This is a genomic window from Limnohabitans curvus (genome assembly GCF_003063475.1).
Classification (GTDB): domain Bacteria; phylum Pseudomonadota; class Gammaproteobacteria; order Burkholderiales; family Burkholderiaceae_C; genus Limnohabitans; species Limnohabitans curvus.
Genome location: NZ_NESP01000001.1, coordinates 2,778,783 through 2,805,557, shown reverse-complemented (window position 1 = coordinate 2,805,557; position 26,775 = coordinate 2,778,783). Strand labels below are relative to the sequence as shown.

The 26,775-nt window shown below is 55.6% G+C and carries 27 protein-coding genes; 17 read left to right on the top strand and 10 right to left on the bottom strand.

The features are described from left to right. Nucleotides 1-2 precede the first annotated feature (2 nt). Both B9Z44_RS13995 and B9Z44_RS13990 read left to right on the top strand, forming a co-directional pair. The gene (locus tag B9Z44_RS13995) at nucleotides 3-3,113 is read left to right on the top strand and encodes an efflux RND transporter permease subunit (RefSeq protein ID WP_108358617.1); all 3,111 of its coding nucleotides are present in this window, start codon (nucleotides 3-5) and stop codon (nucleotides 3,111-3,113) included. Between the two features lie 14 nt (nucleotides 3,114-3,127). Then, on the top strand, nucleotides 3,128-3,469 hold the full coding sequence (locus B9Z44_RS13990) for a P-II family nitrogen regulator (RefSeq protein WP_108358616.1): 342 nt from the start codon (nucleotides 3,128-3,130) through the stop codon (nucleotides 3,467-3,469). Between the two features lies 1 nt (nucleotide 3,470). On the opposite strand, the gene B9Z44_RS13985 is transcribed toward B9Z44_RS13990, so the two are convergent. From B9Z44_RS13985 to B9Z44_RS13975, 3 genes are read right to left on the bottom strand one after another with little or no spacing between them, the layout of a single operon-like run. Continuing rightward, nucleotides 3,471-4,490 (bottom strand): DUF6352 family protein, encoded by a 1,020-nt coding sequence (locus B9Z44_RS13985; RefSeq protein ID WP_108402712.1) that lies wholly within the window; start codon nucleotides 4,488-4,490, stop codon nucleotides 3,471-3,473. Between the two features lie 24 nt (nucleotides 4,491-4,514). After that, nucleotides 4,515-4,874, bottom strand: coding sequence for an RnfH family protein (locus B9Z44_RS13980; RefSeq protein ID WP_245912824.1), 360 nt, complete (start codon nucleotides 4,872-4,874; stop codon nucleotides 4,515-4,517). Beyond that, nucleotides 4,871-5,323 carry a type II toxin-antitoxin system RatA family toxin gene (locus tag B9Z44_RS13975; protein WP_108402711.1) on the bottom strand — a complete coding sequence of 151 codons (453 nt, stop codon included), beginning with the start codon at nucleotides 5,321-5,323 and terminating at the stop codon, nucleotides 4,871-4,873. Before B9Z44_RS13975 ends, B9Z44_RS13980 begins: the two co-directional genes overlap by 4 nt. A 47-nt stretch (nucleotides 5,324-5,370) precedes the next feature. Between B9Z44_RS13975 and smpB the strand changes: the two genes are divergently transcribed. Further along, nucleotides 5,371-5,847 carry an SsrA-binding protein SmpB gene (gene smpB, locus B9Z44_RS13970; protein WP_108402710.1) on the top strand — a complete coding sequence of 159 codons (477 nt, stop codon included), beginning with the start codon at nucleotides 5,371-5,373 and terminating at the stop codon, nucleotides 5,845-5,847. 41 nt (nucleotides 5,848-5,888) lie between these two features. On the opposite strand, the gene B9Z44_RS13965 is transcribed toward smpB, so the two are convergent. Next, a complete protein-coding gene (locus B9Z44_RS13965) occupies nucleotides 5,889-8,204 on the bottom strand; it encodes a YgiQ family radical SAM protein (protein ID WP_108402709.1) in 2,316 nt (771 codons plus the stop codon). Between the two features lie 52 nt (nucleotides 8,205-8,256). Next, on the bottom strand, nucleotides 8,257-8,787 hold the full coding sequence (locus tag B9Z44_RS13960) for a MarR family winged helix-turn-helix transcriptional regulator (RefSeq protein WP_108358611.1): 531 nt from the start codon (nucleotides 8,785-8,787) through the stop codon (nucleotides 8,257-8,259). A 251-nt stretch (nucleotides 8,788-9,038) separates the two neighbouring features. On the opposite strand from B9Z44_RS13960, the gene B9Z44_RS13955 reads away from it, so the two are divergent. The 9 genes from B9Z44_RS13955 to maiA all read left to right on the top strand — a co-directional run bounded on the left by B9Z44_RS13955 (nucleotide 9,039) and on the right by maiA (nucleotide 17,111). Then, nucleotides 9,039-9,854 carry a tripartite tricarboxylate transporter substrate binding protein gene (locus B9Z44_RS13955; RefSeq protein WP_245912823.1) on the top strand — a complete coding sequence of 272 codons (816 nt, stop codon included), beginning with the start codon at nucleotides 9,039-9,041 and terminating at the stop codon, nucleotides 9,852-9,854. Continuing rightward, nucleotides 9,851-11,176, top strand: a complete 1,326-nt coding sequence (locus B9Z44_RS13950) for a sulfatase family protein (RefSeq protein ID WP_108358609.1) — start codon at nucleotides 9,851-9,853, stop codon at nucleotides 11,174-11,176. The genes B9Z44_RS13955 and B9Z44_RS13950 overlap by 4 nt, the downstream gene beginning before the upstream one ends. 132 nt (nucleotides 11,177-11,308) lie before the next feature. Then, complete coding sequence (locus tag B9Z44_RS13945; RefSeq protein ID WP_108358884.1) at nucleotides 11,309-12,277, top strand: Bug family tripartite tricarboxylate transporter substrate binding protein; 969 nt, start codon at nucleotides 11,309-11,311, stop codon at nucleotides 12,275-12,277. 13 nt (nucleotides 12,278-12,290) lie between these two features. Further along, nucleotides 12,291-12,725, top strand: coding sequence for a MarR family winged helix-turn-helix transcriptional regulator (locus B9Z44_RS13940; protein ID WP_108402708.1), 435 nt, complete (start codon nucleotides 12,291-12,293; stop codon nucleotides 12,723-12,725). 24 nt (nucleotides 12,726-12,749) lie between these two features. Further along, nucleotides 12,750-14,441: an FAD-dependent monooxygenase gene (locus tag B9Z44_RS13935; RefSeq protein ID WP_108402707.1), complete on the top strand. Its 1,692-nt coding sequence runs from the start codon at nucleotides 12,750-12,752 to the stop codon at nucleotides 14,439-14,441. A 9-nt stretch (nucleotides 14,442-14,450) separates the two neighbouring features. After that, nucleotides 14,451-14,645 (top strand): DUF2783 domain-containing protein, encoded by a 195-nt coding sequence (locus tag B9Z44_RS13930; RefSeq protein WP_108402706.1) that lies wholly within the window; start codon nucleotides 14,451-14,453, stop codon nucleotides 14,643-14,645. Nucleotides 14,646-14,662: 17 nt separating this feature from the next. Further along, entirely contained in the window at nucleotides 14,663-15,193 is a 531-nt protein-coding gene (locus tag B9Z44_RS13925) for a VOC family protein (protein ID WP_108402705.1), read from the top strand. After that, complete coding sequence (fahA, locus tag B9Z44_RS13920) at nucleotides 15,180-16,460, top strand: fumarylacetoacetase (protein WP_108402704.1); 1,281 nt, start codon at nucleotides 15,180-15,182, stop codon at nucleotides 16,458-16,460. Before B9Z44_RS13925 ends, fahA begins: the two co-directional genes overlap by 14 nt. Before the next feature lie 15 nt (nucleotides 16,461-16,475). Beyond that, the gene (maiA, locus tag B9Z44_RS13915; RefSeq protein ID WP_108358603.1) at nucleotides 16,476-17,111 is read left to right on the top strand and encodes a maleylacetoacetate isomerase; all 636 of its coding nucleotides are present in this window, start codon (nucleotides 16,476-16,478) and stop codon (nucleotides 17,109-17,111) included. A gap of 20 nt (nucleotides 17,112-17,131) precedes the next feature. On the opposite strand, the gene murI is transcribed toward maiA, so the two are convergent. From murI to B9Z44_RS13890, 5 genes are all read right to left on the bottom strand, one after another. Further along, nucleotides 17,132-17,965, bottom strand: a complete 834-nt coding sequence (gene murI / locus B9Z44_RS13910; protein ID WP_108358602.1) for a glutamate racemase — start codon at nucleotides 17,963-17,965, stop codon at nucleotides 17,132-17,134. A 73-nt stretch (nucleotides 17,966-18,038) separates the two neighbouring features. Continuing rightward, nucleotides 18,039-19,001 (bottom strand): PfkB family carbohydrate kinase, encoded by a 963-nt coding sequence (locus tag B9Z44_RS13905; RefSeq protein ID WP_146180624.1) that lies wholly within the window; start codon nucleotides 18,999-19,001, stop codon nucleotides 18,039-18,041. Continuing rightward, complete coding sequence (locus tag B9Z44_RS13900) at nucleotides 18,998-19,792, bottom strand: ATP-binding cassette domain-containing protein (protein ID WP_108358600.1); 795 nt, start codon at nucleotides 19,790-19,792, stop codon at nucleotides 18,998-19,000. The genes B9Z44_RS13905 and B9Z44_RS13900 overlap by 4 nt, the downstream gene beginning before the upstream one ends. Before the next feature lie 2 nt (nucleotides 19,793-19,794). Further along, the gene (locus B9Z44_RS13895; protein ID WP_108402702.1) at nucleotides 19,795-20,754 is read right to left on the bottom strand and encodes an ABC transporter permease; all 960 of its coding nucleotides are present in this window, start codon (nucleotides 20,752-20,754) and stop codon (nucleotides 19,795-19,797) included. Nucleotides 20,755-20,822: 68 nt separating this feature from the next. Continuing rightward, nucleotides 20,823-21,821 (bottom strand): sugar ABC transporter substrate-binding protein, encoded by a 999-nt coding sequence (locus B9Z44_RS13890; RefSeq protein WP_108402931.1) that lies wholly within the window; start codon nucleotides 21,819-21,821, stop codon nucleotides 20,823-20,825. A gap of 178 nt (nucleotides 21,822-21,999) precedes the next feature. Between B9Z44_RS13890 and B9Z44_RS13885 the strand changes: the two genes are divergently transcribed. From B9Z44_RS13885 to pgl, 5 genes are all read left to right on the top strand, one after another. Beyond that, nucleotides 22,000-22,440, top strand: coding sequence for an RbsD/FucU family protein (locus B9Z44_RS13885; protein ID WP_108358598.1), 441 nt, complete (start codon nucleotides 22,000-22,002; stop codon nucleotides 22,438-22,440). Next, on the top strand, nucleotides 22,437-23,651 hold the full coding sequence (locus B9Z44_RS13880) for an ROK family transcriptional regulator (protein ID WP_108402701.1): 1,215 nt from the start codon (nucleotides 22,437-22,439) through the stop codon (nucleotides 23,649-23,651). Before B9Z44_RS13885 ends, B9Z44_RS13880 begins: the two co-directional genes overlap by 4 nt. A 64-nt stretch (nucleotides 23,652-23,715) precedes the next feature. Then, nucleotides 23,716-24,564 (top strand): MurR/RpiR family transcriptional regulator, encoded by an 849-nt coding sequence (locus B9Z44_RS13875; protein WP_108402700.1) that lies wholly within the window; start codon nucleotides 23,716-23,718, stop codon nucleotides 24,562-24,564. Then, entirely contained in the window at nucleotides 24,561-26,027 is a 1,467-nt protein-coding gene (zwf, locus tag B9Z44_RS13870) for a glucose-6-phosphate dehydrogenase (RefSeq protein WP_108358595.1), read from the top strand. The genes B9Z44_RS13875 and zwf overlap by 4 nt, the downstream gene beginning before the upstream one ends. Beyond that, on the top strand, nucleotides 26,027-26,770 hold the full coding sequence (pgl, locus tag B9Z44_RS13865; protein ID WP_108358594.1) for a 6-phosphogluconolactonase: 744 nt from the start codon (nucleotides 26,027-26,029) through the stop codon (nucleotides 26,768-26,770). The genes zwf and pgl overlap by 1 nt, the downstream gene beginning before the upstream one ends. The last annotated feature ends 5 nt before the right edge of the window (nucleotides 26,771-26,775 follow it).

Here is a 26,775-nt window from a genome sequence, read left to right as displayed (position 1 = left end):
CCATGTTGGAATCTCTCGTTCGCGCTGCACTCAAGCAGCGCTTGGTGGTCTGCGTCATTGCCGTTGTCTTTTTGTTCTTTGGCTTGCATGCGGCCACCAAACTCTCGGTCGACGCTTTTCCTGACGTGACCAACGTCCAAGTGCAGATCGCCACCGAAGCGCCTGGGCGCTCGCCGGAAGAGGTTGAGCGGTTCGCCACCGTCCCCATCGAAGTCGCCATGACGGGCTTGCCCGGTTTGACCGAGCTGCGCTCGCTCAACAAGCCCGGCTTGTCGCTCATCACCTTGGTGTTCACCGACAGCACCAGCGTTTACTTTGCGCGTCAGTTGGTGATGGAGCGTTTGATGGAGGTGGGCCAGCGCTTGCCCGCAGGCATCACCCCTGTGTTGGGGCCCGTGTCTTCTGGCTTGGGTGAGGTGTATCAATACACGTTAGAACATACCAACGATGGCAACCGTGAACTGAGCGAAGAAGAGCTCACCCAACGCCGGGTGGTGCAAGACTGGGTGCTGCGCCCCTTGCTGCGATCGATTCCTGGCGTGGCCGAAATCAACTCGCAAGGTGGCTACGTCAAGCAGTACCACGTGCTGGTGAACCCCGAGCGTTTGCGCCATTACAAAATCAGTTTGTCAGAGGTGTACGACGCCGTGTCGCGCAACAACGCCAACTCTGGTGGTGGCGTGCTGCCCCAAGCGGCAGAACAATATTTGATTCGTGGCGTGGGCTTGATTCAAGGCGTGAACGACCTCGGCCAAATCGTGTTGAAAGAAATCAACGGCACGCCGGTTTACATGCGTGATGTGGCCGAAATCAAACTCGGTCACGATGTGCGCCAAGGCGCACTCATCAAAAACGGCACCACCGAAGCGGTGGGCGGCATTGTGATGATGATGACCGGTGGCAATGCCAAAGAAGTGGTGAGTCGCATCAAAACCCGTGTGAAAGAAATCAACGACCGCGGCATGTTGCCCAATGACTTGAAGGTGGTGCCCTACTACGACCGCTCAGAGCTGGTGGATGCCGCGCTGTGGACCGTCACCAAAGTGCTGATTGAAGGCGTGGTGTTGGTGGTGATTGTGTTGTTCTTGTTTTTGGGTGATGTGCGTTCCTCGCTCATCGTCGTGGCCACCTTGGTGCTGACGCCCTTGCTCACTTTCATGGCCATGAACAAGCTGGGCATCTCAGCCAACCTCATGTCGCTGGGAGGCTTGGCCATTGCGATTGGTTTGATGGTGGATGGTTCGGTGGTGGTGGTGGAGAACGCCTACGCCCGTTTGGGGCGTGCGGCCGAGTTGGGTGAAAGCAAAGTGCGCGGTATTTTGAATGCCGTGTTGGAAGTCGCCACACCCGTTATTTTTGGCGTGGGCATCATCATTTTGGTGTTCTTACCCTTGATGACTTTGCAAGGCATGGAAGGCAAGATGTTTGCCCCCCTCGCCTACACGATTGCCATTGCGCTGGCTGTGTCACTGGTGTTGTCCATGACTTTGTCGCCTGTGCTGTCCTCGTATTTGCTCAAGCCGCCAGTGGGCGATGGCGACCACGACACACCGCTCATCAAAGCGCTCAAGTCACGCTATTTGAAGTTGTTGGACTTGGCCATGTCCAACCAAAAACGCACGGTGCAGGTGTCGCTGGCCACGTTTGTATTGGCGGTGTTGATACTGCCCTTTTTGGGAACGGCGTTCATTCCTGAAATGAAAGAAGGCTCGGTGGTGCCCGGCATCAACCGCGTGCCCAATATTTCATTGAATGAATCCATCAAGATGGAAATGCAGGCCATGAAGTTGGTCATGACGGTGCCCGGCGTCAAATCTGCCATCTCAGGTTTGGGCCGTGGTGAATCGCCTGCGGATCCACAAAGCGTGAATGAATCCACGCCCATCGTCAGCTTGAAGCCCCGCAGCGAATGGCCTTCAGGCTGGGACCAAACCGACATCACCAACGCCATGAACGACAAGCTCAAGGTCTTGCCCGGCGTACAAATTGTGATGGCGCAGCCTATCTCTGACCGCGTGGACGAGATGGTCACCGGCGTGCGGTCAGACATCGCGGTGAAAGTGTTTGGCGACGATTTGGATGACCTCAAACGCATAGCCAACCAAATTGCCAAAGTGGCGCAAACCATTCAAGGTGCACAAGACTTGCGCGTGGAGCGCATCTCGGGTCAGCAGTATTTGCAAATTGACATTGACCGCCAAGCCATTGCACGCATGGGCCTGAATGTGTCTGATGTGAACGACATGATTGAAACCGCGATTGGCGGCAAAGTGGCGTCAGAGGTGTTTGAAGGCGAGCGCCGCTTCTCTGCCGTGGTGCGTTTGCCAGAACGGTTTCGCGACAACATTGAAGCCATCTCCAACATCATCCTCAACTCGGCGAATGGCGCCCAAGCCCGCTTGGCTGACATGGCCAAGATTCAGGTGCTGGATGGTCCAGCCCAAATTTCGCGTGAAATGGCCAAGCGCCGCATTGTGGTGGGCATCAACGTGAAAGACCGTGACTTGGGTAGCTTTGTGACAGAGCTGCAAGCCAAGGTGGGTGACAAGGTCAAATTGCCGGAAGGCTATTACTTGGAATGGGGCGGCCAGTTCCAAAACATGGAGCGCGCGCTGGGCCACTTGAAAGTGATCGTACCCATCACGGTGGCGGCCATTTTCTTTTTGCTGTTCTTGCTGTTCAATTCGGTCAAGTTCGCCACGCTGATCATCACAGTGCTGCCGTTTGCGTCGGTGGGTGGGGTGATTGGTTTGTTCATCTCCGGCGAATATTTGTCAGTGCCGGCCTCTGTGGGCTTCATTGCGCTGTGGGGCATTGCGGTGCTCAACGGTGTGGTGCTGGTGTCCTACATCCGCAGCTTGCGTGAAGGCGGCATGTCGGTCAAGGACGCGGTGCTCGAAGGCGCACGCCAGCGCTTCCGCCCCGTGATGATGACCGCCACGGTCGCCATGCTGGGCTTGATTCCATTTTTGATTTCAGATGGTCCCGGCTCAGAGGTGCAGCGCCCCTTGGCGATTGTGGTGATTGGTGGACTGATCACCTGTACCTTGCTGACCTTGGTGGTGGTGCCCACGATTTATCACTGGTTCGATGAAGCAGAACCCGAAGCTTGAGTGAAGGAAAACACATGAAAGAAATCAAAGCCATCATTCGCCCCTCTAAGCTACCCACTTTGCGTGAAAAGTTGCGTAGCCTGCCCGGCTTTCCGGGCATGACGGTGAGCAAGGCCGAAGGCTGCTCGGCCCCTAGCTTGCACACGCCAACCAACTTGAAAGAAGAGCTGACCGACTACACGCCGAAGGTGCGTATTGAAATTGTGTCGCCCGACGAGATGTGCGACAGCATCGTGGACTTGATTGTTCACACCGCACAGATCGGGCAAATTGGCGATGGTCTGGTGTGGGTCACCGACATCACGCGTGCGGTGTTTTTGTACAAGTCGGTAGCTGGGCCTATCGAGAGGCCTTAATTCATGAACGCTTAGCCAAAGGCAAATTCAGCAGTAAATTTTGCGGCTTGAGCTTGAGCTGCTGGTTGGCATCTACCGCCATCGCCAAATAGACTGGCTTGCCACGCACCTCAGCCAGCATGTCGTTGGGCTCAACAAACTCCAACTTGAACAAACACAGCAAACGCTCCATGCGTTCAGCATCCACCTCTTTGCCTTGGTAGAGGTCGTTCAACACACCGCTGGCTTGGGCATCTAGGCCCACATGCCACACCCAGTGGTCGTCGTTGATTTCGCGCTCGGTTTGGATGCGCACTTGTACACCTAAGAAGTGTTGCACCCAGTTGGCCATCACCTCACACAGCGCATTCAAAGCGGGCTGACCACGGTTGAGGCTCACCACCCAGTCAAAGCTTTCGCTACGGGGCCAATACGCGTCTTGGTTGTCCTCGTTGAGCACATCCAAGTCCACGCTGCGCAGTTTGATGCCGCCTTGTTTGAGCAGCTCACCAATCGAGCCAAAGCCGCTTTGTGTGGCGTGGCGCTCAACCGTTTCATCATCTGCTGCCATCACTGCACCGTCTTCCAGCACGGTGATTTTTTGGGTGTGCATCAGCATCTCGGCCGCGCGTGCTTGCATGGCTGTGGGCGCTTCGCCCAAAACATGGCACAACAAGATGTGGGTGATGTGTTGCACCAGCAGCGGTGGTACGTCCACGCCCTCGCCTTTGAACAAGGCGATGTAGCTGGCTTCTAAGGTGGGCAGCGTGGTGATGCGCTGGCGAAAGCGCAGCCACACGGCGTAGTTGTCGGCGGCGTCTTTGTCTTGCAGCTCAGCCAGTTCTTGCGCGGTGACTTCTCGGCGTGGTTGCTCTACCAAGCTGTGGTGCAACGCCACTTCGGCGGCGCATGAGCTGGCAATGGGGGTCAGTTCAGGGCGTTCTAAAAGAAAGCGTAAAAAGTCGTCCGTGACCACCAAGTGGCCGGCCTCATTGGGCGTGAGCAGCGAATAGCCGCAGGTGGGCCAGAGAGAATGTGTCATGGTTGTTTGCCTGAGTTTGGCTACTTAGTAGCCGGGCTTTGCGCCCGCGCGGCGCTTAGAGAACAAGCCTGCGCGGCTGGTGCCTTGTTTTTGGAAACGCTCACGTCTCGCAACTTTGGGGTCAACGGTCAGTGGACGGAAAATTTCTATGCGGTCTAAATCGCGCAGCACATGGGTAGGCGTGGTCTTCTTGCCCCAAATGCACACGGTGAAAACATCGGGTTGGCTTAAATCAATCTCTGGGCATTCAGCCAGCAAGCCGCTTTGTTGCAAGGCTTGCATCACCGTCACGCCAGCGCTGAGTGACAGCAGACGCTCATGCACCACACGGGGTGCGGGCGAATACATCACGGTGATGTGAATGGGCGTGTTGAGGGTACTCACGCGACGTACACCTGCTCTGCGCGTTTCACAAAGGCATCCACCAAGGTGGCCGCGATTTTGTCGAACACGGGGCCCACCAAGGCGCCAAACATGCTCTCGAAAGCGTAGTTCAAGGTCAGCTCAATGCGGCAAGCGCGTTGCGGCTCTTGCGTGTTGGGGTCGAGCAGCGGGTGGAAATCCCAGGTGCCGTCCAAATGCTTGAACGGGCCATCGACCAGCTCTAGCTTGACTTGACGGCCTTCGATGTGCACGTTGCGCGTGGTGAAGCTTTTGTGAAAGCCACCAAAGCTCATGCCCACTTGGGCCGTTGCGCCATCGGCGTGATTTTCAAGCACTGCAGCGCGGTCGCACCAAGGCAAAAACTCGGGATAACGGGCCACATCGGTGACCAGCGCAAACATTTCTTCAGCGCTGAACCAGATAAGAACGGACTTGTGTACGGTTTTCATAGAATGGTCCACATTGTAAGAAGCTCTACCGTCCCCACATTACCTCAATGGCTACCAAAAAACCTGCAACTCAATCGCGCATCGCTGACAACAAAAAGGCGGCGTACAACTACTTCTTCGAAGAAAAGTTCGAGGCAGGCATGGTGCTGGAAGGCTGGGAGGTCAAATCTGCCCGAGAAGGCAAAGTGCAGCTCACCGACGGCTATGTGGTGGTGCGCAATGGCGAGCTGTTTTTGATCGGCTGCCAAATCAACCCGCTGCACACAGCGTCCAGCCACGTCAACCCAGACAATGTGCGCACGAAAAAGCTGCTGCTGAAAAAAGACGAAATCAAACGTCTGATTAGCAAGGTCGAACAAAAAGGCCACACACTCGTGCCCATCAACCTGCACTGGAAGAACGGCAAGATCAAATGTGAAATCGCGCTGGCCAAAGGCAAAGCCGAGCACGACAAGCGCGACACCATCAAAGACCGCGAAGGCAAGCGCGAGGTGGAGCGCGCGATGAAGTCGCGCACGCGTTAAATACGTCTGTGTCTGAGCGGTTCTCGCTCAGACGTCTCTCATCAACGGTTGGGTTTGCGCTTGGCAACATTGGCGCTGGGTTTGCCTGCGCCATTGACGCGTGGTGGCAAACCTGTGTGCTGTGTGAGCACACGACCCTTGGTGGGGGTCGCCGTGCTGTTCTTGCGACGCGCACTGGTGTAGCCGCCATCGGTCAAGGGCTGAAACGTAGGAATCAAATGCTGCTTGCCATTGCCAATCAGGTCGGCGCGGCCCATGGCTTTCAAGGCTTCACGCAACAAAGGCCAGTTGTTCGCATCGTGGTAACGCAAAAAGGCTTTGTGCAAGCGGCGGCGGCGTTCGCCGCGCACGATGTCCACGCTCTCGCTGGTACGGGTCACTCGGCCCAAAGGATTGCGGCCTGAGTGGTACATGGCCGTGGCCGTGGCCATGGGGCTGGGGTAGAAGGTTTGCACTTGGTCGGCGCGAAAGCCATTGCGCTTGAGCCACAGGGCCAAGTTCATCATGTCTTCGTCACTGGTGCCGGGGTGGGCGGCGATGAAGTACGGCACGAGGAACTGCTTCTTGCCCACTTCTTCACTGAACTTGTCGAACATGGTTTTGAAGCGGTCGTACGAGCCGATGCCGGGCTTCATCATCTTCGACAAAGGGCCACCTTCGGTGTGCTCAGGCGCAATCTTGAGGTAGCCGCCCACATGGTGCTGCACCAACTCTTTCACATACTCGGGCGACTTGACGGCCAAGTCGTAACGCAGGCCTGAGCCAATCAAGATTTTCTTGATGCCCTTGAGTGCACGCCCACGGCGGTAAATGTTGATGAGCGGTGTGTGGTTGGTACCCAAGTTTTGGCAAATGCCGGGGTACACGCAGCTGGGCTTACGGCAGGCTGCTTCAATCTCTGGGCTTTTGCAACCCAAGCGGTACATATTGGCGGTGGGGCCACCGAGGTCGGAGATGACGCCGGTGAAGCCAGACACTTTGTCGCGGATGTCTTCAATCTCGCGAATGACCGACTCTTCACTGCGGCTTTGGATGATGCGGCCTTCGTGCTCGGTGATCGAGCAAAACGTGCAACCCCCAAAGCAGCCGCGCATGATGTTGACGCTGAAGCGAATCATCTCCCACGCGGGGATTTTGGTGGTTGCATCATGGCTACCGTTTTCGTCGGCATAGGCGGGGTGCGGGCTGCGCGCGTACGGCAAGTCAAACACGTGGTCCATCTCTGCTGTCGTCAGCGGGATGGGCGGTGGGTTGACCCACACATCACGCGCGGTATGGCCTTCGCCGTGGGCTTGCACCAAAGCACGGGCGTTGCCGGGGTTGGTTTCTAAGTGCAGCACGCGGTTGGCGTGGGCATAAAGGATGGGGTCTGACTTGACTTGTTCGTACGCGGGCAGGCGGATCACGCTGCGCTCGCGTGGAGGCACTTTGAGTTTGCCTTTGCCTTGGAACGCTGGGTTCGGTACAAAGTTAATGACTTTTGCACCGACCTGCGCATTGGCGGCATCCGCCACCGCATTGGCCTCGTCTTCACGCGCACAGGTTTCACCCTGCGCTTTGGCTTGCTCGCTCACCATCAAATACGGATTGACGTGGGCCTCCACCCTGCCCGGCACATCAATGCTGGACGAGTCAATTTCAAACCAGCCTTCTGGCGTTTCGCGACGCACAAAGGCGGTACCGCGCACATCGGTGATGTCTTGCACCGGCTCTTTGGCAGCCAAGCGGTGGGCGATTTCCACAATCGCGCGCTCGGCGTTGCCGTACAGCAGCAAATCGCATTTGCTGTCCACCACGATGGAGCGGCGCACTTTGTCGGACCAGTAATCGTAATGCGCAATGCGGCGCAACGAGCCTTCAATACCACCCAACACGATGGGCACATCGTTGTAGGCTTCTTTGCAGCGTTGGCTGTACACCAGTGCGGCGCGGTCGGGGCGCTTGCCACCCACATCGCCTGGGGTGTAGGCGTCGTCGGTGCGAATTTTGCGGTCAGCGGTGTAGCGGTTGATCATCGAATCCATGTTGCCGGCGGTCACGCCAAAAAACAGGTTCGGTTTGCCCAAGGCTTTGAACGGGTCGGCACTTTGCCAGTCGGGCTGGGCGATGATGCCCACGCGAAAACCTTGGTTCTCCAACATGCGGCCAATGACTGACATGCCAAAGCTCGGGTGGTCTACATAAGCGTCGCCCGTGACGATGATGATGTCGCAGCTGTCCCAGCCGAGCTGTGTCATTTCCTCGCGCGACATCGGCAAAAACGGGGCCGTGCCAAAACGGGCCGCCCAGTATTTGCGGTAACTGGTCAGCGGCTTGGCGTTGCGGGGGAAAAGGGAGACGTCGGCGTAGGCATTCATGAAGGGCGTAAGTGTACGGGTTAGCCCCTTCCCTTCGGGTTTTAGGGGCTATCTAGAAATGCCGCTCTTTGGTACCTCGTCCCAGCCGTCTTTGGGTTTTAGGCAGCTGCGGTTGCAGGGTCAGGCTAAGCGCTTCTGCCGAATGTTGAAGCTTAAGGATCAGCGTATCTAACTGAGCCATTTCCTCATCCGTCAGAACACTGAGGATAGAACGATTGATTTCTCGCACTTGTGGCATCAAATTCTGACTGATTTTGATTCCTGCGGGTGTCAGACTCAAATGCACTTCTCGTCGGTTACCCGGCGGAATCTCACGATTGAGCAACCCTCTCTGTGTCAATCCAGAGATCAATCGAGAAGTTCGAGCCTTGTCCATTTGAATTCGCTCTGCCAACGCAGATGATGTCAAGACCTCCCCTTCCTTCATCAGGCCAATCACACGCCATTCACGGCGCGTAATGCCATGCCCGCCTTCGCATAGACGCACCACCATCGCCCCTGCCGAGGCGCTCAAACGATTCAATCGATACAACAGCAAATCGTCAACGCCTGCCAAACGTCGCGAGGGGGTGATGTCACGCATACGGGTAACTCCTTGGAACAGTTGATTAGATCAATAAATAGCACGCGATATACATTGCCACAAATGACAAACAGGAACGACCCCAAATGACGATATTTTCTAAATGCTGGCTCAGCCTATGTGGCCTACTCATCATTGCTGCACCGGCCATGGCTCAGGATGCTTCACCGACGACGACATATCCGAACAAAACGGTTCGCTTTGTCAGCAACTTCCCCCCTGGCGGGCCAGCAGACATTTTGGCGCGCTCTATGGCTGATGCACTGCAATCGAGCCTCAAACAAGCCTTTATCGTAGAAAACAAACCCGGCGCTGGCGGCAATCTGGGGGCGGACATCGTCGTAAAAAGCCCAGCTGATGGTTACACCGTTTTGTTCGGTATTGACACGACTTTCACTGTCAATCCATATATTTACAAAGCCATGCCGTTTAAGCCCGCCGACCTCAAGCCTGTCATGGTGTTGGCATCGTCCGGTTTGATGGTTGGGTCCTATTCGGGTAGACAGTTCAAATCCATGAAGGACTTAATCGCAGCCGGCAGATCCAAAGTCTTAAATTTCAGCAGCGCAGGCAATGGCAGCCCAGGTCATTTAGCCGCAGAAATCTTCACAGATGCCGCAGAAATCAAGATTCAACACGTCCCCTACAAAGGCAATACGCCCGCAGTCACTGCCGTCATGTCCGGCGAAGTTGATGCCGGCGCCTTGGCTACGCCTGGCATGCTGCCGCATGTTAAAACTGGACGAATCAACGCACTGGCAGTCACCAGTCGTAAACGCTCCAAGCTCGCGCCAGACGTTCCAACCGTCGCTGAGCTGGGCCTGAAAGACCTAGAGCTAGAAGTTCTTTATGTGGTGATGATGCCGAGTGCAACGCCAGATGCAGTTGTGCAAATTTTGCAAAACGCCATGAGAAGTGCCTTGAATCAACCAGACATCAAAACGCGGTTGATCAACCTGGACCTCGCCTATGAAGGCCTCACAGGCAAAGCAGCTCAAACGCGCCTGAATGATTTGTCTATTCGCTATGCGCGCATCGTGCAATCCACAGGGATGGAATCAGAATGAATCGCCCCAATATCATTTTCATCGTCGCTGACGATCTCGGATTTGCTGATCTCGGCTGTTATGGAGGACGCGAGGCTGAATTTGGCCCTGTCTCTCCTGTGATCGACCAACTCGCAGCCAACGGCTTGCGCCTGACCGAGGGCTATGCCAATTCACCCGTATGCTCGCCCACGCGTTTTGCACTCATGACTGCGCGCTACCAGTACAGACTGCGCGGCGGAGCCGATGAGCCCATCAACAGCAAAAGCAAAGGCAGCACCACACTGGGGTTACCGCCCGAGCATCCCAGCCTTCCTTCTTTACTGAAAGAGACGGGTTATCACACCGCCCTGATTGGCAAATGGCATCTGGGCTACCCACCTGCATTCAGCCCGATCAAATCCGGTTACGATGAATTCTTTGGCCCCATGTCTGGCGGGGTTGATTACTTCACCCACTGCAGCAACAACGGCACACATGATCTTTACTTTGGGGAAGCTGAACACAGCGAAGAAGGCTATCTGACCGATTTATTGTCCAAGCGTGCCGTCGACTATGTGCATCGGATGGCAAAACCTGCCCAAGAAGGGACGCCATTTTTCCTCAGCCTGCATTACACAGCGCCACATTGGCCATGGGAAACACGCGACGATGCGGATCTAGCAGACCAGGTTAAAGACAACCTGTTTCACCTCGATGGCGGCAACGTTCATACCTATCGTCGAATGATTCACCACATGGATGAAGGCATTGGTTGGGTCGTCGACGCCTTGCGAGAAACACAACAACTTGAGAACACCTTGCTTGTGTTTACCAGTGACAACGGTGGCGAACGCTTCAGTGACAACTGGCCCTTGGTTGGCGGCAAGATGGACCTGACCGAAGGAGGAATTCGTGTGCCATGGATTGCACATTGGCCAGCAGCCATTCCAGCTGGCTCAGTCAGTGAGCAACATTGTTTGACCATGGATTGGTCTGCCACCATGATTGAGCTTGGTGGCGCACAAGCAGCCCCGACACATCCTTTTGATGGTGTATCACTCAGCAAATTTTTGCGCGACCCCTCGTCCCTTTTTGAACGCCCGATGTTCTGGCGCATGAACCATCGGGGACAGCGCGCCATGCGAAGTGGCCCATGGAAATACCTGCGCGTGGATGGCAACGATTTTCTGTTCAACATTCAGCTTGACGCGCGCGAGCGCGCGAATCTTGCCAAACGTGAACCCGAGCGCCTGGCCAAGATGCGTCAGGCTTGGGAGGATTGGAACGCTTCCATGCCAGCCATTCCAGAAGACGCCACCATCAGCTTAGGCTACTCATACAAAGACATGCCGCAGCGCTGAGTCAAATCAATTCCCATAGTTGCGCGCGCAACCATTAGTGCAAACACCTAGTTGCGCACGCAACTATATTGATCACAATATCCCCTGCGTTCTCAACCCAAATTCCTTCAGCGAGATCTTCTTATGTTGTCCATGAAACATTGCCTTCGTATTGCATTGACTGCCTGTTTGGCCGCGACCAGCACTCTCAGCGTGGCACAAACTTATCCCAACCGTCCCATCGAATGGGTGGTACCTTATGCCCCAGGTGGGGGCACGGACACAGTGGCTCGCTCACTGGGACAAGCCATGGGCACAGTCCTAGGCCAAAGCATGGTCATCGTTAATAAACCGGGTGCTGCAACCAATATCGGCGCTGAGTATGTGGCGCGCGCCAAAGCTGATGGCTATGTTCTGATGTCTGCAGACACAGGCACATTGGCAGCCAATCCTTTCATCTACAGCAAGCTCAGCTACAACGTCGAAAAAGATTTCGCCCCCGTGGGTCTGACTGTGCGGTTTCCGATGATCTTGGTCGTCAACCCCAACGTCCCTGCGCACAATTTAAAAGAGCTCATCGATTGGACGAAAACTCAAGCCAATGGCGTGAGCTATGCCACCCCAGGAGCTGGCAGTCCCCACCACTTGGCCACAGAGTTGTTCCGAGACATGTCAGGCCTGAACCTCTCGCACATACCTTATCGTGGTGCTGCACCTGCGGTGCAAGATGTGGTCGCCGGTCAAGTTCCCATGATGTTTGTGGACACCGCCAGTGGCTACCAGTTCATCACCTCGGGTAAGTTGCGCCCCATCGGCGTTGCCAGCGCCAAACGTGTGAAGAACTTCGAAAACATTCCAACACTCAACGAACAAGGTTTGAAAAACTTCGAAGCTTATGCATGGCAAGGTTTGGTCGTTCCTGCGGGTACCCCTGCCGATGTCATCAACACGCTCAACAAAGCCTTGCTGACAGCCATCAACACCACAGAAGTCAAAGCGCGCTTGCAAGTACTGGGGCTCGAAGCCATTCCCAGCTCCCCCAAACAAATGGCCGATTACGCAGCCAAAGAGCGTGCCAAGTGGGGCCCCATCATCAAGGCCAACAACATCAAAGCCGACTGAGCATTGGACAACCATGACCGTACAACTCGACCGCACACTCACCTATCGCCTGCATCAACTGCACAAGTTGACCGATGCGGACAGTCAGTCCATCTACCCAGAGCGAACCGGTTTGTCGATGAGCGACGGACGATGCCTTACTACGGTCGGCACGTTTGAACCTTTGTCCGTCAAAGAGTTGGCTGAAAAAGCCAACCTGAACAAAGGCCAAGCCAGTCGCGCTGCACAAGCCTTGGTCGACCAAGGACTGGTACTCAAAGCCGACCACCCCGGTGATGGCCGAGGGGTGGTACTGACGTTGACAGCTGCAGGTCGCAAGATTTTCAAACGCGCCATGGACATGGTGAGCCAACGCAATGAGCAAATCTTTGGCTGCTTGAGCGATAAAGAACAGGCGGCCTTGAGTGCCATGCTCGACCGTCTGATCGCCCACGCACGCCCTCGCTGATACAGAGCAATTTTGAATTTACACATGCACACACCCACCACACAAGCCCGTCCTTCGATTTACTACACCTACGAAGTTTTCAAACCTTGGCTGCTCTCAGAGCATGCCCAACCCACACGCCAAAAAGTAGTGATCGTGGGCTCTGGCCCTGCAGGCATGGTGACCGCGCTAGAGCTGGCACGCCACGGCGTCGCCAGCGTGGTGCTGTCATCAGAGTTGCAGTTCTCGCAAGGCAGCCGTGCCATTTGCTTCACACGCCGTTCCATGGAAATCTTGCAACAAGTCGGCGTGGCCGACCGCATGACCGAAGGCGGCTTGCCTTGGCGATTTGGCAATTCATACTACCGCGGTCAACGCGTGTTCCGCATGGAAGCACCGCACGATACCGATGACCGATTTTTCCCCATCATCAATGTGCAGCAGCAGTTCATGGAGGAATACCTGCACGACGCCTGCAAAGCCAACCCACTGATCGATTTCCGTTGGGGTAACAAGGTGAGTAAGGTGGATCAAAAAGACGGCTACGCCGTGCTTGAAGTCGACACACCCGAAGGTCTCTACACGCTCGAGAGCAATTGGGTGGTTGCCGCCGACGGCGGTCGCTCAGCCATTCGTACTGCCATGAATTTGGAAATGGAAGGCGCCTCCTACGAGGGCTTCTTCGTGATTGCCGACATCAAGGTTGACTTGCCATTGCCCACCGAACGCTTGGCCTATTTTGACCCCGACTGGAACCCCGGTAACACCATCTTGATGCACCGCGAGCCCAATGGCATTTGGCGTGTTGACTACCAGTTACCCGATGGAGAAACACCTGAACAAGCACTGAAGCCCGAATCATTGAAGGCCCGCATTGATGCGCAGTTGGCCATGATTGGCCACGCAGGCGTCAAGTGGGAAATGGACTGGTCTTCGGTCTACTCCGCACGCACCTTGACCTTGCCAGACTTTGTGCATGGCAGCGTGATCTTCACCGGCGATGCCGCACACCTGTTGCCCATCTTTGGTGTGCGCGGTGCCAACACCGCTTTCCAAGATGCACAGTCCTTGGGTTGGCATTTGGCATTTGTGGTCAAAGGCTTGGCCAGTCAAAAACTGTTGACCAATCACAGCGCGGAGCGCGTGGGTGCGGCCCGAGAAATCATTGACGAAGCGGGTAAGAGCACTCGCTTCATGACGCCACCTGCAGGGGGGTTTCAGCTGCTGCGCGATGCGGTGTTGTCACTCTCGCTCACACAAGCGTTTGTACGCCCGCTCTACCACTGGCGAACCTCGCGCCCACATGCGTACACGCATTCCATGCTCAACAGCATGGGCGACGACAACGACTTGTTCAAAGCGGGTCCAGCCCATGGCGCACCGCCCCAAAACGTACGCCTAGGAGCCAATGACTTCTTGCTCGACCACTTGGGTGGTGGGTTCGACCTGTTGTACTTCACCGATGCCCCGACCATCCCCGAATCTTTGCAACACACCCTCCAAGCCGCGCGTTCCAAAGGCATGCCCGTGAACGTGGTTGCCGTAGGCAGTGCACACCCCGTTGCCGGTGCTGACACCACGTTGGCCGATACCAATGGCCATCTGCGTCAACGTTATGGCGTGCCTGCCAACGGCGGTGCGTATTTGCTGCGCCCCGACCAACACATTTGTGCGCGTTGGCTCACACTGGATGCCACTCGTTTGCAAGCAGCCCTCAAGACAGCACTGCCCCAGTAAGGAGACAACATGACGACTATCCCTAACGCTTTGACCATTCCCGATCTGGAAACGGTGTACGACAGCTTGGCCACCGCCATTGATCAAGCAGGTGAAGAGAAATCTTCCCTATTTTTGGTCAAGCTCGCCTTGCTCAACGCCAATGCCCTAGCCAGTGCCGATGTTTTTCAAGCACACCTGCAAGCGGCTTTACAAGACCTTTAATTCAAACAGGAAACACCATGCTCGTTCAAAAAGTTCATCACGTGGCGTATCGCTGCATCGACGCCAAAGAAACCGTTGAGTGGTACCAAAAACATCTTGATATGAAATTTGTCTTGGCCATTGCCGAAGACGAAGTGCCGTCCACCAAAGCGGCTGACCCTTACATGCACATCTTTTTGGATGCGGGGGCTGGCAACATCTTGGCTTTCTTCGAATTGCCGAGCCAACCGCCAATGGACCGCGACCACAACACCCCAGTCTGGGTACAACACTTGGCGTTAGAAGTTGACTCAGTGGACACCTTGATTGCCACCAAGGCGAAGCTAGAAGCCGCTGGCATTGAAGTGGTCGGTCCAACCAACCACACCATCTTCAAGAGCATTTACTTTTTTGATCCTAACGGTCACCGCTTGGAGCTTGCGGCCAACACAGGCACCCCCGACATGATGCGCAAACTCGATGAAGTCAAGTGGGACATGATCAACGAGTGGTCACAAACCAAACGCGCCCCTAAACACGCAGCTTGGATGCACGATGGAAGCATGTAACGAAACCCTCAACCCAACACGACGCAGTTGGGTCACAACAGCGAATCTAAGCGACACAGATTTTCCAATTCAAAATTTGCCATTTGGACGGTTTCGTTCAAATTCAAATGAACCATGGCGTATTGGCGTAGCGATCGGCGATATGGTGTTGGACCTCAAAGCAGCCGGTCTCATCCATCACGCGGATATGAATCAGCTTCTGTCGATGAAAAAGGAAGACCGCGTCGCATTAAGAGTTGCTATTTCCAACGGCCTCAAAGAAGACACGCCTGTCCATCGTCATGCGTTTGAACAAGCCTTGGTTGCACAATCGTCCATCGAAATGGGCATGCCTTGTGATGTGGGTGACTACACCGACTTCTACGTCGGCATTCACCACGCCACAGCGGTTGGTAAGCTGTTTCGTCCGGACAATCCTTTACTACCCAACTACAAATGGGTGCCCATTGGTTATCACGGGCGTTCGTCTACTTTGAACGTGTCTGGCACATCATTCCCTCGCCCTTGCGGTCAGGTCAAAGCACCTGATTCAGAAGTCCCGACATTCCAGCCATCAGCACGCCTGGACTTTGAGTTAGAACTGGGCGTGGTCATTGGCCAAGGTAACCCACAAGGCCACCCCATTTCGATGGAAGACGCAGAAAACCATGTATTTGGTTTGACGCTTTTTAATGACTGGAGTGCAAGAGACATCCAAGCTTGGGAATACCAACCCCTGGGTCCGTTCTTGTCTAAGAACTTCGCCAGCACTTTGTCCCCCTGGATCGTCACCATGGAGGCACTATCGCCTTTCCGTCAAAAATTCAAACGCGCAGACGGTGAACCACAACCGCTCCCGTACCTCAGCTCTCAGTCAAACAGCCTGCAAGGCGCGTTTGACGTGAAACTCGAAGTGCTGATTCAAACTGAGGCCATGCGTCAAGCTGGATTGCCTTTTGAACGAATCAGCTACTCCAACTTCACGCAAGCTGCCTACTGGACCGTCGCCCAAATGGTGACACACCACACAGTCAACGGCTGCTCCTTACGTGCCGGAGATTTGTTTGGTTCTGGCACTCTTTCTGGTCCAAAACCAGAGCAAGCTGGCTCCTTGCTAGAGCTGACGCAAGGTGGAAAGCAGACTATTGCTTTGTCCAATGGTGAGAAGCGAACGTTTTTGCAAGATGGTGATGCCATTGCACTCAAGGGCTGGTGTGAAAAACCGGGTGCGGTACGCATTGGCTTTGGTGAATGTGTGGCCACAGTCATGCCGCCTAGCGTTGCCTGAAGTCACGACAGACAAATGAAGCTGTACAACTATTTCCGAAGCGGCACATCGCATCGTTTAAGAATCGCGCTCAACCTGAAAGGCTTGGATTACGAATACGTCGTTGTGAATTTGCTCAAAGAAGAGCACCTTCAGGATCGTTTCAAAAAAATCAACCCACAGGGATTTGTTCCAGCACTTGATGTGGATGGAACGGTCTTGATTCAATCGCCGGCCATCATTGAATGGCTTGAAGAGAAATATCCGTATCCCCCACTGCTACCGAGTCACTCTTTGGCAAGACAGCATGTGAGAGCCATCGCAGCCATTGTGAGCTCGGACATTCACCCGCTAAACAATCGCCGAGTTCTTCAACATCTTCGCAAAGATTTTGGCGCCTCTGAAGATGCAATCCATCAATGGTGCGGGCAATGGATCGCTGAAGGCTTTGACACGATTGAGTCTCTCTTAAGTCAGGACAAACATCGCCAGGGATTTTGCTTTGGCTCGGCGCCAACGATGGCCGATGTCTATCTGATACCCCAAATTGAGAGTGCTCGAAGATTCAAAGTCGAACTTGAAAAATGGCCAAACATCCTGGCTATCGAAAAGAACTGCTTGGACTTGAATTCATTTCGCCTGGCGTCTCCATCGCTTCAAGTGGATGCTTGAACGGTAGCCAAGTTGCAGCGTCAGCGATTTGATGCCAAGGGTTCAACCTGAGCGCTATCGCCCCACAGGTGCGTCACCGCATGCTGAACCTGCGCCATATCACCTGAGGTAAAAAACCGCACAGAGCCCAGCTCTGTTTGTGTGGTCAAACTGCCGTTGTCCGTCAAGCGGCGCACCAACTCACGGGCCACGGCCTCGGCGGGGTCTAGCAGGGTCACAACCTCACCCGCCACGCGCTGGATCGTGTCGCGTAAAAACGGGTAATGCGTGCAGCCCAGCACCAAGGTGTCTGCGCCCTGCTCTAGCAGCGGCGTGATGAACTGGCGCACCAGGCTTTCAGTTTCAGCGCTGTGCAAATCGGCGCGTTCGACTTGCTCCACCAAACCGGGGCAGCCTTGCAGCAAGATGCGTTTGTCCGCGCCATACAACTCAACCAGCTTAGCCACCGCCGCGCTTTGCACGGTTTGGCGCGTGGCCAACACGCCCACCACGCCGCTGCGCGTCAGTGCCACGGCGGGCTTGATGGCGGGCTCAATCGCCACCACGGGCAAATGCGTTTGTTCGCGCAAGGTTTTGGCGGCCACCACCGTGGCCGTGTTGCAAGCGATGGTGATGCCCTTCACGCCTTGCTCGGCCAACCAATTGCCCACAGTCAGCGTGCGTTGGGTGATGTGCGCTTCAGATTGGTCGCCATACGGGGCGTGACCGGAGTCCGCCACATACACCAAGTGCTCATGCGGCAGCGCAGCGCGGATGGCGCGCAAGACGGACAGGCCACCGACACCCGAATCAAACACGCCAATGGCGCCTTGAAATGGGCTCGCTGTCGTGGATGAGGCAATGGGCTGGGACATGGTCCGAAGGTGCAGAAACTGGGTTGGGGTGAATCAACAATCTTGCACATTCTCGCCGAGACGAAGGCGGCTGTTAAAGCGCCGCGTCTAAGGTCGCTATATCGGGAGGTTGGCAGCCGACACGGCTGCAATTGATGGCGGCAGCCACCAAGGCGCGTTGCAAGGTTTCAGGCACACGTTGCATGGCAAGGCTGTTGTTGTTCAAGGTGTCGTGCCGTACCCAATCTGCCAAGCAACTGCCCCAAAACGTGTCGCCTGCGCCCACTGTGTCTTTCACATCCACCACGGGCGCTGCGCCTTGTGCATGTGCATCACCCACTTGCAAATAAGCGCCTTGCGCACCAAAGGTCAACGCCACACGCGAGCAACCTTGGGCCATCCAATGCGTCGCCAAGCTGGAGGCATTGGCCAAAGACACCTCTGCAAAACCGAGCAGTTCTAAATCTTCGTCACTGGCTTTGAGCCAATCGGCAAGGGCCGCCACTTCACGCACGGCTTGCAAGTACGCGGGCACATCATGGGCCACGCGTGGGCGCAGGTTTACGTCCACGCTGATGATCCAACCCAAACGCTTGGCAGCTGCAACGATTTGCAAGACCTTGTGGTGCTCGGGTGGCATGGCCATGAGCGAGCCGGTGTGCAGCACGCCAGGCGGGGAAGCCTCTAACAAAGCCACCACATCGGCCACTTGGTAGTCGCGGTCGGCAACGTTGTCACGGTAAAAACCGTAACTGGGTTGTCCCTCATGCACCTGCACCACGGCCAAGGAAGTGGGCCATGCAGAGCGGGGTAACAAGCTGCGTGCGTGGTTGGCTTGCAAATGGTCGAGCAAGGCTTGGCCAAATGTGTCTGTCGAAAAGGGAGCAACAAAGCCAACAGATGCGCCCTGCAAGGCGGTGGCCAATGCCAAGTTGTAAGGGCTGCCCCCCAAGTGCGGCACCAGCGAGCCATCGGGCTGCGCCATGCAGTCCATCAGGGCTTCACCCAGCACCCAGACCGGTGTGCGAGCAGGTGGCGTGTGTGATGCAGTGCTCAAGCCAAGCACTCCGCTGGAATGTCTTCAGGCTTCATCGCGCCCGTCATCACCGCCACGGTGTCACTCATGCTGATGTTTTTCGGATTCAAAACGGCTGCGCGTTTGCCCAAACGGGCCACGTGGATGCGGTCTGCAATTTCAAACACATGGGGCATGTTGTGCGAAATCAGCACCACAGGCAGGCCTTTGTCGCGCACGCGGCGAATCAGCTCAAGCACCATATTGCCTTCTTTCACGCCCAGCGCTGCCGTGGGTTCATCCATGATGACCACGTGCTGCGCAAATGCTGCAGCGCGGGAGACAGCCACGCACTGACGCTGACCGCCAGACAAGGTTTCTACCGCTTGGGTCATCGAGCGAATGCCCACCTTGAGGTCGTTCATGCGCTCAATGCTTTCTTGCAGCATTCGCTTTTTGTCCAGCATGCGCAGCACGTTGCCTGCAAAGCCGGGACGGCGAATTTCGCGGCCTAAAAACAAGTTCTCGGCAATGCTCATCGCAGGCGCAACGGCCAAATCTTGGTACACGGTTTCAATGCCTGCGCGGCGCGCGTCGATGGGCGATTTAAAATAGATAGGGTTGCCATCCAAAGAAATCATGCCTTCATCAGGTACGGTCGCACCCGACAAGCATTTGATAAGTGACGACTTGCCTGCGCCGTTGTCGCCAATGACTGCCAAGATTTCGCCAGCGCGCAGTTCAAAGTCTGCGCCGTCCAAAGCTGTGACTTGGCCATAGCGTTTGACCAAGCCCTTGGCCGACATGACGATGTTGTGTTGTGTGCCGCTCATGATTAGCGCGCTCCCTTGCGTGAGAGTTGATCCGTGGCCACAGCCAAGATCACCAAAATACCTGTGACCAAAATTTGATAAACCGACGACACGCCCATGAGCGTGAGGCCGTTGCGGAACACGCCCACAATCAATGCGCCTACCAACGTGCCCAAGATCACACCACGGCCACCAAACAAACTGGTGCCACCCAACACCACGGCAGTGATGGCGTCTAAGTTTTCGGTTTGTCCTGCATTGGGGTCCCCCGCGCCTGTGCGCGCCACACCCAGCATGGCGGCGAGTCCATAGCAAAGGCCCGCCAACACATACACACCCAACAACACTTTTTCTGTGGGGATACCCGTCAAACGTGTGGCCTCTGGGCTGTTGCCCACGGCGTACACATGTCGGCCTGCTGGGGTTTCACGCAACGCAAACCAAGTAAATAAATAGAGACCGAGCATCATCACCACGCCGTAGCTCACGGTCGCGCCACCCAATGAAAATGTGTTGCCCAACCAGTTCATGCCTGCAGGAATATCGGTCACGGTTTGTGAACCTGAATAAAGCTGCGTGATGGCAAAGGCAATGTTCAAGGTGCCCAAGGTCACGATGAAAGGCGGCAATTTGATGCGCGTCACCAACACGCCGTTGAGGTAACCAAACAAGGTCGTCACCGCCAAGCCACACGCCATCGCGACGGGCGTTGAAAGCCCATAGTCCACTGCAAATTTGGTCATCACAATGCCGCCCAGCGCCATGACCATGCCACATGACAAGTCAATGCCTGCAGTCAAGATGATGAGGGTTTGACCAATGGCAATCACGCCCACCACCATGACTTGCGCCAAGATGAGCGAGAAGTTTTGGGTGCTCAAAAACCGATCGCTTTGGCTGGCAAAAAACACGCAGGCCAACACCAGTGCGATCAGCGGTCCCAAGGTGCCCATGGGTGGAAGCTTGTCTTTGAAGGAATTCATACGGTGACTTTTTTCTTTAAAACCTGAGGGGGCCACACGGCCCCCTCAATTCAGCGTTGGTCTACGCTTTACTTGTTACCCCAGCACAAGTCTGTGCCGGTTTTGACGTCTTTGCTGTCCACGCCTTTCATGGCTTTGGCTGAAATCAGGGTCACACCAGTGTCGGTGTAGCCGCTGACTTTTTTACCGGTCTTGGCATATTCCACACCCGCAGCCACACCCATGGCGGCCATGCGCAAGGGGTATTGTTGCGATGTCGCTGCGATCACGCCAGCGCCCACGTCTTTGATGCCAGCGCAGCCGCCATCCACAGACACGATCAACACGTCTTTCTCTTTGCCTGCTGCCTTGAGTGCGTTGTAAGCACCGGCAGCTGCGGGCTCATTGATGGTGTAGACCACGTTGATGTTGGGGTTCTTTTGCAAGCAATTTTCCATGCCGGTTTGGCCTTTGGCGCGGTCGCCAAAGCTGTCGGCCATACACACCACTTCAGCAGGTTTGGCCAACTCGTTGCTCTTGGCATCGAGTGAGGTCAAGCCGTAGCCTTGCAAGAAACCGTTGTGGCGCTGTGCGCCTACAGGGTGGCCTGGGAACAAATCGAGGGTGGCGATGACGGGCTTCTTGCCATTCAAAGCGGCTTTGGCGTATTGACCAATGAAGACACCGGCTTTGTAGTTGTCGGTGGCAAACAACGCATCCGTAGCGTTGGCTGGCTCTGTGGGGCTATCCAAAGCAATGATCATCACGCCTTGTGCTTGCGCTTTCTTGATAGCAGGCACGATGGCTTTGGAATCGCTGGGCGTGATCAAAATGGTTTTGGCACCTGCGGCAATCATGTTTTCCATGGCGGTGACTTGACCTGCGTTGTCACCATCGGTCTTGCCTGCGGCAGACATCACTTTGGCGCCAAGTTTGGTAGCTTCGGCTTGCGCGCCCTCTTTCATTTTCACAAAGAAGGGGTTGGTTTCTGTTTTGGTGATCAATCCGATCACTGGCTCAGCGGCATAAGCGCTGGTTGCGGCCAAGGCAAGAGCTGTCAACATCAATTTAGGTGTGTTCAATTTCATCAAGGTCTCCACGTTGTTGGTCATCATCGCCGACGCACTTTTGCGCCGCGACTTAAATGTAAGATAACTTCACTTACTAAATCAAGTTAGTTTAGTTAGTACATACCCTGAAACATGAGTTGCTAAAAATTTGGCATCCTCCAAGGCCTGACAATATTGACAAATTAAGGACAGATACGTGCTCAAAGGAATTGACCCCATCCTCACCCCCGAGTTGCTCATGCACCTGTGTGCCATGGGCCATGGCGAATGGGTGGCCGTTGTGGATGCCAACTTCACCGCTGATTATTTGGCACACGGCAAACCCGTGGTTCGCCTGCCGGGCCTCAGCCTAAAACGCGTGAGCGATGCTGTGTTGTCGGTGTTCCCACTCGCCACCGATGTGGCGCAACCAGCCGCCCTCATGCACGTGTGCCACAGCGATGCCGCCCATCGCACCGAGGCACAACAAGCGGTGATTGGTTTGGTCAACAAAGCGGGCTTTCAGTCGAACCAAGTGGAGACGGTGGAGCGCTATGCGTTCTACGAGAAAATCAAAGATGCCAGTTTGATTGTTCAAACTGGCGAAGGCACGGCCTACGGCAATGCCATGTTCTGCAAAGGTGTGATTCTTTTATGAAAACAATGCGTGGGTCCAACCACACCGGTATGCGCCAGTTCAACGAGCGCACGGTGCTGCGCGCCATTCGTCACGAAGGCGCCATTCCCAAAGCCGATTTGGCGCGGCTCACGCAACTGTCGTCACAAACCGTGTCGATCATCGTCAACCGCTTGCTAGACGATGGCTTGCTCATCAAGCAAGAGCGCATTCGCGGCAAGATTGGTCAGCCCTCGGTGCCTCTCGCCATCAACCCCGATGGCGCGTACAGCATCGGTTTGCAAGTGGGCCGCCGTAGCCTCGAAGTGGTGGTGACTGACTTCCTTGGCCAAATGCGTCACCAGTGGCAGCACACCTATCCCTACCCTTCCCCAACCGAGGTGCTTCCCAAAATCAAAGAGGGCTTGAAGCTCATGCACAAACGCATGGGTGCTGAGGCATGGAAACGCGCCGTGGGCATTGGTCTGAGCGCCCCACTCGCCATGCACCAATGGGGCGACTTGATGGGCAAGAAGGCTCAAAAAGCCATGGTGGATTGGGAGCACATCGACTTGGTGCAAGAAGTTCAGGCCATGTCGGCCCTGCCCGTCGAATTTGCCAAAGACACGACTGCCGCTTGCGTGGCTGAATTGGTGCAAGGCTTGGGCCGCGATGTGCCGAACTTTTTGTATGTTTATGTCGGTACGTTTGTGGGTGGTGGATTGGTGATGGATGGCCACATCGTCAACGGGCCGCGCGGCAACGCGGGTGCGATTGGCTCCATGCCCATAGGACTGCCGCCTTTGGGCACCCGCGCCAATGCCAACACACCTGCGCAATTGCTGCAACTCGCCTCGGGTTGGCAACTGGAACAAGCCTTGATGGCTGCAGGCCACGACCCGCTGTTGGTGCAACAAGACGCCATCATGAGCTCCGAGTTCAGTGCATTCACACAGCCCTGGTTGTCGCAAGCCGCCAAAGCCTTGGCCATGAGCGCCACCAGTGCCGCCGCCCTGCTGGATCTGGACGCCATCATCATGGATGGCTCGCTCAACCCCAAGCTCTTGCAAGCCCTCATCCAACAAACAGAAGCCCGCTTGGCGCAATTCAGCTTTGATGGCATTCATCAGCCCCAAATTTTGGCCGGTCGCGTGGGTCACCATGCGCGTGCTTTGGGTGGTGCACTGTTACCCTTACACGCCCAGTTCTTCCCCGACAAAGACATCTTTTTGAAGCAAGACGAATTGGGGTAATTGGCTAGAAAATTTGTCTGTAACCATGTTGAATAAAACATGAAACTAAGTTACATTCATAGCCATGTTGGAACGTATCAAATCGACCTTGTCGTCTTTAGCCCCGGCCGAACAGCGCGTGGGCAAGCTTCTTCTCACTGATCCTCGCACCTTCTCGACACTGCCCGTGACCGAGCTGGCCGAACGTGCAGGGGTGAGCAAACCCACCGTGGTGCGGTTTTGCCGCAGCATGGGCTACGAAGGTTTGAGTGATTTCAAACTCAAGCTCGCCGGCAGCTTGAGCGAAGGCGTGCCCTTCATCCACCGCAACGTGGGCGCACAAGACAACAGCAACGAGGTGTTGGTCAAAGTCATTGACAACACCGTCACCGCGTTTTTGAAATACCGCAACGATGCATCATCAGCCGCGATTGACAAAGCCGCCGAAGCCATCGCCCTCACCCACAAAAAAGGCAAACGCCTTGAGTTTTTTGGTGTGGGCAATTCAGGCATCGTGGCGCAAGACGCGCAACACAAATTTTTCCGTCTGGGTTTTCACACCATCTCGCACAGCGATGGCCACATGCAAATCATGAGCGCCTCTTTGCTCGGCCCTGGTGACTGCTTGGTGGTGTTCTCTAACTCTGGTCGCACACGCGATTTGCTCGACTCATGCGAGATTGCCAAAAAGAACGGTGCCACCACCGTGGTGGTCACCGCCTCTGGTTCACCACTGGCCAACGCCGGAAAAATTCACCTCGCGGCAGACCACCCCGAGAGTTACGAAAAATTCAGCCCCATGGTGTCGCGCTTGCTGCACCTGATGATCGTCGACGTGTTGGCCACCACCGTGGCACTGCGCATTGGCAGCACACAGCTGCAACCTCTGCTACGCAACATGAAGCAAAACCTTCTTAACAAACGTTACTCATGACACACCCCAACCCACCAGCGGGCACGCTGGACATCGTGATTTTTGGCGGCGCGGGCGACTTGTCGTTTCGCAAACTCTTGCCCGCGCTCTACATGGCGCATTTGCATGACAAGCTCGACGCCTCGGCACGCATCATTGCCGTCGGTCGCCAAGAGTGGACGCGCCAAGAGTATTTGGATTTCATCGACAAAAGCTCACCGGCCTTCATCGAAAAAGACGCCTTCACAGCAGACGACTGGCAAAGCTTTTTGAACCGACTGGCCTACGTGAGCATGGACGTCACCAACGCCAACGACTTCCAAAAGCTCAAAGACTTGTGTGGCACACCCGCGCTGCGCGTGTATTACCTGGCCACGGCACCGAGCTTGTTCACGCAAATTTGCGCGCACTTGTCGGGCGCAGGTTTGGTGGATGCGCAGTCGCGCGTGGTACTTGAAAAACCACTAGGCACCGACCTCGCCTCAGCCCGCGACATCAACAGTCAAGTGGCCCGTTACTTTGACGAGCAACAGATTTACCGCATCGACCATTACCTCGGCAAAGAGACGGTGCAAAACCTGATGGTGCTGCGTTTTGGCAATGCCATTTTTGAGCCACTGTGGCGCGCGCCTTACATCAAGAGCGTGCAAATTACCGTGGCCGAAAGCGTGGGCGTGGGCAGCCGTGCAGGTTTTTACGACGGCGCCGGCGCCATGCGTGACATGGTGCAAAACCACTTGTTACAGCTTCTGTGCATCGTGGCCATGGAGCCGCCCATTTCCTTGGGCGCAGACGATGTGCGTGATGAAAAGCTCAAAGTGTTGCGCTCGCTGCGCAAGATGGATTTGGCCGACATCAAACGCGACACCGTGCGGGGCCAATACACTGCAGGTGCTTCTGAAGGTGCTGCCGTCAAAGGCTACTTGGAAGAAGACAACGTGCCCGCCAGCAGCCGCACCGAAACCTTCGTGGCCTTGCGCGCGCACATCAACAACGCACGTTGGGCCAATGTGCCGTTCTTCTTGCGCACGGGCAAACGCATGCAGCGCCGCGAATCGCAAATCATCATTGAGTTTGCAGATCAGCCGTTTTCTATCTTCGGCTCCACCGCACAGCAAGAGCCCAACCGACTCATCATCACCTTGCAACCTGAAGAATCGATTCAGCTGGAGATGATGGTCAAAGAGCCAGGCACGGGCATGAACTTGCATCCGGTGAAGCTCGGCCTCGATTTGCAACAGTCGTCCGACAAACGCCGTGCCGAAGCCTATGAGCGTTTGTTGATGGACGTCATCAAAGGTCGCCTCACCCACTTCATGCGTCGTGATGAATTAGAAGCAGCATGGATTTGGGTCGAGCCCATCATCAACGGCTGGGCTGAGTTGGACGACAAACCGCGCGCCTACTCTGCTGGCAGCTGGGGCCCTGCGGCGTCATCGGCCTTGATGGCGCGCGAAGAACTGTCGTGGTTTGAGGAAGCTTGATGACCTCCGCATGGCATCCTGAATCACGCGGCACCTTGACGGTTCACACTGTCAACCCAGCCGAGTTGAATGTGCGCTTGGCACAAGACATCGCGCAGCGTTTAGCTGCCGCCATTCAAGCACGTGGCTTGGCTGTGCTCAGTGTGTCAGGTGGTAAATCGCCCGTGGCTTTGTTTGAAGCACTGCGAGTGATTGACATCGACTGGTCGCGCGTGCGCATCACTTTGGTGGACGAGCGTTGCGTGCCACGCAGCCACCCCGACAGCAATGCGCTGTTGGTGCAAACCCATTTGCTGCAAGACCTCGCTGCCAAAGGGCAACTGGTGTTCATGGTGGCCAGCACGGCAGCGCCTTTGGATACACCTGCCACGCTTGCCAAAGCAGCCAGCCTTGCACTGACCGCTGCAGGCGTGGCCGATGTGTTGGTGCTGGGCATGGGCGCAGATGGCCACACGGCGTCCTTGTTTCCGGAGGCCCCCAATTTGACGGATGCGCTGGACCTGCGCAACACCCAAACCTGCGTGGCCATTGAATTGGCGCATCCCCCTGCCAATGCCCCCTATGCGCGCATCACGCAAACCTTGGCGCAAATTTTGTCGGCACGACACATCGTGTTGCCGCTTTTTGGCACCGACAAACTCAATACCTTGCAGCAAGCGTGGAAGCAAGCCACACCTGCCCTACCGATTTCATGTGTGTTGCAACAAACCCAAACGCCTGTGGCGCTTTGGCTTGCCAACTGAAAGTT